The sequence below is a fragment of the Sphingomonas sp. genome, assembly GCF_051962185.1.
GTDB lineage: Bacteria > Pseudomonadota > Alphaproteobacteria > Sphingomonadales > Sphingomonadaceae > Sphingomonas.
The window spans coordinates 1-5865 of the sequence record NZ_JBQCCN010000249.1 but is presented as its reverse complement, the minus strand read 5'-3'; the positions used below and the strand labels follow the sequence as shown (position 1 = coordinate 5865).

The following is a 5865-nucleotide window of genomic DNA, read 5'->3' as shown; positions in this document are numbered from 1 at the left end:
GCTGCCAGGTGACGCGGTCGAGCGGCTATGCGCTGCTCGACAACACCACGTGCCGGCTGATCGAGCAGCGTTTCCGCTACAGGCCCTCGCTCGACGAGGACGGCACGCCGATCCGCTCGATCATCGTCGAGAAGCACACCTTGGTGAATCCGCTGAGGGACGATCCGGACGACCGTTAAGTCGGCGGAGCATGAAGCGCGTGCAATGCCAAAACTTCACCCCCGGCCTTGTGCCGGGGTCCACCGGGCGGCGGGCCCTGGTGTAGAAGCTCTATTCCCGGGTTGATGCTCTATGGACCCCGGCACAAGGCCGGGGTGACGAAGTCGGCAGAACTGCAGTTGAAAGATGCAGCTCAAAGCGCCGCCAGATCGATCGGCCCGTTCTTGTCGAGCGTCTCCGCGGCATCAGGCATCGGATATTTGAGGCCGGTCGCGCAATTGAACAGCACCACCTCATCCTCCTCGTTGACCAGCCCGTCAGTCAGCGCCTGGCGATAGGCGGCGAGCGTCGCGCCGCCTTCGGGGCATAGCAGCAGCCCGTCCTGGCGCGCGCAATCGTCGACCGCTTTCAGGATCGCGGGGTCGCCCACCGCCAGCGCCTTGCCGCCGCTCTCGCGCACCGCGCGCAGGATCAGGAAATCGCCGACCGCCTTGGGCACGCGAATACCGGCGGCGACGGTGTGTGCGTCCTCCCAGCGCTCGGCATGTTCCTCGCCCGCTTCGAACGCGCGGACGATCGGGGCGCAGCCCGATGCCTGGACCGCGAACATCTTGGGGCGTTCGGGGCCGATCCAGCCGAGTTTCTCCAGCTCCTCGAATGCTTTCCACATGCCGATCAGGCCGGTGCCGCCGCCGGTCGGGTAGAAGATCGCCTTGGGCAGTCGCCAGTCGAATTGCGCGGCGAGTTCGAGGCCCATCGTCTTCTTGCCCTCGATCCGGTACGGCTCCTTGAGCGTCGAGAAGTCGAACCAGAGCCCTTCGGCGGCGCCTTTCCCGACGATCGCGCCGCATTCGTCGATCAGGCCGTTGACGCGATAGACGCGCGCACCTTGCGCCGCGATCTCGCGCACGTTGATCTCTGGCGTGTCGTCGGGACACAATACGATCGTCTCGATCCCGACGCGACTGGCATAGGCCGCCAGCGCGGCGCCGGCATTGCCGTTGGTCGGCATCGCGATCTTGGTGACGCCGAGCTCCTTGGCCATCGCCACCGCCATGACCAGCCCGCGGGCCTTAAACGAGCCCGTCGGCAGGCGACCTTCGTCCTTGACCAGCACCTTGCGGCCGCCCGACTTGGCGATCGGCACCAAAGGCGTCTCGATCTCACCCAGGCTGACCACGTTCGCGGTGTGCCGCACCGGCAGCAATTCGCGCCAGCGCCACAGATCGGTCGGCCGCGCCTCGACCATCGCCCGCGGCAGGAACCCGCGCACCGCGTTCAGATCGTAGCGTACCAGCAGCGGCTTGCCCGCCTTGGACAGGCCGTGAAGCTGGTCCGCCTCATAATGCTCGCCGGTCAGCGAGCATTCGAGATGGGTGACGAAGGTCGGGCGATCGGCGGTGAGGTTGGGGTTCATGGATCGGGGGCTTGTCCGGCAGCGAAATTAGCTGCGCCCAGATCGACTATCTCGGTCGCCAATGCCAGCGGCAATTCGGCCAAATCGGAGACGCTCCGCGAATGGCGATAATATCGGTCGACGGCATATTCGATGCCGATCGCGCCCAAGACGATATCGCTGCGCCGTTCGACCTCGGCGATCACCGAGCGGATATGGCGAACGAGATAGCCCTCCCCATTCTCGAATAATGTCGAATCATCGACGGGGGCGCCGTCGGAGAGCACGATCAGGATCTTCTGGCGCTCCGGACGTGCTGCCAGCGCGGCGACGGCGTGGAGGATTGCCTCACCATCGACATTCTCACGCAGGACATCCGGATGGAGCATTGCCTGCCAGTCGAGATCGTCGAGCGGTTCGTCGAAGCCCTTGTAGCGGAGATGGAGCAACACGCACAGGCGGCCAGGGCGTTTCGGCCTACCCGCCTCCACCCATTTCGCTCGCGCATCACCGCCACGCCAGCCCAGCGTGGTGAACCCGGTCACCGCCAGCGCCATGTTGCGCTGCTGAAACCAGTCAGCAATCCATTTTACGGTGGGCGCCACCTGCACGATCCGATCGCGCATCGAACCCGACTGATCGATCAATAGCGACACCGCTATCGGCCGATCGTTGCGGAGATCCTCCAGCTTCGCCGCCGCGGCGTCGAATGCACCTGATCGATCGGCCAGCCGCGTCGCCGCATCGAGGCGCGCCCGCCATTTGCCCCTGCGCGGCGACCCGAGGAATTTTTCGCCGCCTTCGGCCACTACCTGCAGGGCCGGCGCCTCACGCGCTGTGACTTCGCGATCGAATTCGCTCGTATAGACGCGATATGGCGTGCCATCGGGTTCGTCGGGGACTGGCGTCCGACCGCGTTCGCGGCGCCGCCGGAAGAATCCCCAGAACACCAATAGGAAGAAGACAAAGGTCAGAATCGGCGTGAGCCACACGCCGATATCCAACCCTGGCGTCACTCCGGCTTCTTCGCCACACCCACCAGCGACGGGCGCAGCAGGCGGTCCTTCAGCATGTAGCCGGCCTGCATTTCCTGAACGATCGTGCCCGGCGCCTGGTCCGAAGGCACTTCCAGCATCGCCTGGTGCTGGTTGGGATCGAGCGGCAGGCCCATCGCGGCGATGCGGGTGATGCCGTTCCTCTGGAACACGGCGTCGAGCTCGCGCTGCGTCGCTTCGAGCCCGGCGATCAGGCCCTTCAGCCGGTCGTCCTCGCGCAGATCGGCCGGAATCGCCGACAGGCCGCGCGACAGATTGTCTGCGACCGACAGCACGTCGCGCGCGAAGCTCGTCACCGCATAGGCGCGCGCGTCGGCCGCTTCCTTCTCGGCGCGGCGGCGGACGTTCTGCGTTTCGGCATGGGCATACATCGTCGCCTGCTTGGCCTCGGCCAGCTCGGCCTCCAGCCGGGCGATATGGTCGTGCTCGGCCACTTCGGGCGCGGCCTGCGCGGTTTCGGCGCGCAGAGTCTCGGCGTCGGTGGCGGTCGCGGTGTCGATCTTCTCGTCTTCGGTCATTTTTCTCTTCGTCTTGGATTGCTCTCAACCGATCAAGCGGGAGAGGGTTGCGGCGGTGAAATCCACCATGGGCACGACTCGCGCATAGTTCAACCGGGTCGGCCCGATAACCCCCACCACGCCGACCACTCTTCCGTCGACCCCACGGAACGGCCGCGCGATGACAGAGGATCCCGACAGCGCGAACAATTTGTTCTCCGCGCCGATGAAGATCCGGGTCGATTCGGCGGTCCGCGCGCTGTCGAGCAGCCCCGCCACTTCCTGCTTGCCCTCGAGATCGTCGAGCAAGTCGCGGATGCGCTCGAGATCCTCGGCCGCCGCCGCGTCGATCAGCCGCCCCTGCCCGCGCACGATCAGCACCGGGCGGCGATCCGAATCCTCGCTCCATACCGCGATCCCCTGTTCGACCAGTGCCGCGGCGGCGCGATCGAGCGCGGCGCGATCGGCGGCGAGCTGGCGTTCGAGGCGGGCCCGCGCCTCGCTGAAGGTCAACCCGCCGAGCGTTGCGGTCATGTAATTGCCCGCCTGGACCAGCACCGACGCGGTAGTGCCGGGCGCGAGATCGACGACGCGGTTCTCGACCTGGCCGTCGTCGCCGACGATCACCGCGAGCGCGCGCCCGGGCGATAACGGTACGAAACTGATCTGCCGCAACACCAATTCGGCCTTGGGCACCAGCACCAGCCCGGCGCAGGCCGACAGGCCGCTCAACGCCGCGGTGGTCGCCGCCAGCGCTTCCTCGACCGGGCCCGAGCGCACCGCCCTGCCCTCGATCGCGGCGCGCTCCTCCGCGCTCGGCTCGGCCACGCGCATCATGCCGTCGACGAACAGCCGCAGCCCCAGGTCGGTCGGCATCCGCCCGGCGCTGGTATGCGGATGGCTGAGCAGCCCCAGCGCCTCGAGCTCTGCCATGACGTTGCGGATCGAGGCCGGCGACAGGCTGAACACCCCGGCATCGGCGAGCGTGCGCGACCCCACCGGCTGGCCGGTGTCGAGATAGCCCTCGACCACCGCGCGAAAGATGTCGCGCGCGCGATCGGAGAGCTCGGTGACGGCGGGGGCGGTCATGGCGGTGATGTAGGCGGAGGGGCCACCGCGCTCAATGCCACGGCTAGCAGTATGCATTTCCCTTTTGGCGGAGGCACGCGCGCGCCTCGCCGACTTGCCGTTGCGTCAATGGCGTCGCGGCCGGGCTCAGCGAGAGATCGAGCAACGCCCTCGTCACGGCGAGATCGAGTTCGCGATCGGTCTTGCAGCCCCTCAGGCGCGACGGCGCGCCACCGCCGGACCAGCGAATGTCATAGTCGCTGGCGCCATAGCGAAGGCGCTCGTCCGCCCCGTTCAGCGGACATGGCACGCCGCGATCAAGCGTTCCCGCCGGGCGCAGCGGGGCGAGTTCCTCGCGAAACGCGGCGGCGGCAGCGGACGGCACATCGAACGTCCGGACGCGGCCCAGCGCGGGTCGGAACGCGAATTGGCGGACGACGACCCGCCGTTCCCCGACCAGCGATATTTTGAAATCGGGACAAAGCCCGGCGCAGATGCCGACGATCGGTCGCACGCGTATCGAAATCGTCGACGGAGAGCTCGTCGCCCGTCCGGCACCGGAAACCAGCGCCGCAACGCACAGCATGGAAATTCGCAGGGCCGTCATAGCGGCAGACTGGCGCGCTTCGTCCAGGGCGTCTAGGGCCGTTGCGTCCGTTATCAGGAGATTCCCCAATGCGCCCCAGCGGCCGCGCCCCCGATCAGATGCGCGCGATCACCATCGAGCCCCATTTCACCAGGCACGCCGAAGGATCGGTACTGGTCGGGTTCGGCGACACCAAGGTGCTGGTGACCGCCAGCGTCGAGGATCGCTTGCCGCCCTGGCTGCGCGGAAAGGGCCAGGGCTGGGTTACCGCCGAATATGGCATGCTGCCGCGCGCAACCCACACTCGCGGCGCGCGCGAAGCGGCCCGCGGCAAGCAATCGGGCCGCACGCAGGAAATCCAGCGGCTGATCGGGCGCAGCTTGCGCGCCGTCACCGACCTGACCCTGCTCGGCGAGCATCAGATCACGCTCGATTGCGACGTCATCCAGGCCGATGGCGGCACTCGCACCGCGTCGATCTCGGGCGCCTGGGTCGCGCTGCGGCTGGCAATCAATGGCCTACTCCGCAATGGCAAGCTCTCGGCCGATCCGCTGACGCAGAAGGTCGCGGCGGTCAGCTGCGGCATTTATCAGGGCACGCCGGTGCTCGACCTCGATTATGACGAGGATTCGGGTGCCGACACCGACGCCAATTTCGTCCTGCTCGAAAGCGGCAACATCGCCGAGGCACAGGCCACCGCCGAACATGCAACCTATGACGAGGAAGCGTTGTTGAGGATGCTTCGGCTGGCGCGGATCGGATGCAACGAGATCTTCGCGGCACAGGCAAAGGCGGTCGCATGAGCGGCGAAAGCGATCATCCCCAGGCGATCCGCAAGCTCGCCCCCGGCAAGCTGGTCATCGCCAGCCATAACGAGGGCAAGGTGCGCGAGATCGAGGCGCTGCTGGGACCGTACGGCATCCAGCCGGTCTCGGCGAAATCGCTCGATCTGCCCGAGCCCGAGGAGACCGGCACGACCTTCGTCGCCAATGCCGAATTGAAGGCGTTGCAGGCGGCCGATCTGTCGGGCCTGCCCGCGCTCGCCGACGACAGCGGGCTGTGCGTCGAGGGCCTGGGCGGCGACCCCGGCATCTTCTCGGCGCG

General features: G+C 67.1%; 7 protein-coding genes. 2 read left to right on the top strand and 5 right to left on the bottom strand.

Going from position 1 to position 5865, the window contains the following annotated elements:
- Window positions 1-352: 352 nt before the first annotated feature.
- The 5 genes from ACTHJR_RS16050 to ACTHJR_RS16030 are packed head-to-tail and all read right to left on the bottom strand — an operon-like array spanning window position 353 to window position 4851.
- Window positions 353-1576, bottom strand: a complete 1224-nt coding sequence (locus ACTHJR_RS16050; RefSeq protein WP_440524247.1) for a threonine synthase — start codon at window positions 1574-1576, stop codon at window positions 353-355.
- A complete protein-coding gene (locus ACTHJR_RS16045; RefSeq protein ID WP_440524246.1) occupies window positions 1573-2571 on the bottom strand; it encodes a cobaltochelatase CobT-related protein in 999 nt (332 codons plus the stop codon). Before ACTHJR_RS16045 ends, ACTHJR_RS16050 begins: the two co-directional genes overlap by 4 nt.
- Entirely contained in the window at window positions 2568-3128 is a 561-nt protein-coding gene (gene grpE / locus ACTHJR_RS16040) for a nucleotide exchange factor GrpE (protein ID WP_440524245.1), read from the bottom strand. Before grpE ends, ACTHJR_RS16045 begins: the two co-directional genes overlap by 4 nt.
- 24 nt (window positions 3129-3152) lie before the next feature.
- Window positions 3153-4196, bottom strand: a complete 1044-nt coding sequence (gene hrcA / locus ACTHJR_RS16035) for a heat-inducible transcriptional repressor HrcA (RefSeq protein WP_440524244.1) — start codon at window positions 4194-4196, stop codon at window positions 3153-3155.
- 43 nt (window positions 4197-4239) lie between these two features.
- Window positions 4240-4851 carry a hypothetical protein gene (locus ACTHJR_RS16030; RefSeq protein ID WP_440524243.1) on the bottom strand — a complete coding sequence of 204 codons (612 nt, stop codon included), beginning with the start codon at window positions 4849-4851 and terminating at the stop codon, window positions 4240-4242.
- On the opposite strand from ACTHJR_RS16030, the gene rph reads away from it, so the two are divergent.
- Complete coding sequence (gene rph, locus ACTHJR_RS16025; protein ID WP_440524242.1) at window positions 4851-5564, top strand: ribonuclease PH; 714 nt, start codon at window positions 4851-4853, stop codon at window positions 5562-5564. The genes ACTHJR_RS16030 and rph overlap by 1 nt on opposite strands.
- On the top strand, window positions 5561-5865 hold a 305-nt coding region (locus tag ACTHJR_RS16020), incomplete at its 3' end, for a non-canonical purine NTP pyrophosphatase (protein ID WP_440524241.1). The genes rph and ACTHJR_RS16020, both read left to right, overlap by 4 nt.

Excerpts from the sequence above, each read along its gene's own strand:
- ACTHJR_RS16050 (WP_440524247.1), bottom strand. The coding sequence starts at position 1,576 with ATGAACCCCAACCTCACCGCCGATCGCCCGACCTTCGTCACCCATCTC.
- grpE (WP_440524245.1), bottom strand. The coding sequence starts at position 3,128 with ATGACCGAAGACGAGAAGATCGACACCGCGACCGCCACCGACGCCGAG.
- hrcA (WP_440524244.1), bottom strand. The coding sequence starts at position 4,196 with ATGACCGCCCCCGCCGTCACCGAGCTCTCCGATCGCGCGCGCGACATC.
- rph (WP_440524242.1), top strand. The coding sequence starts at position 4,851 with ATGCGCCCCAGCGGCCGCGCCCCCGATCAGATGCGCGCGATCACCATC.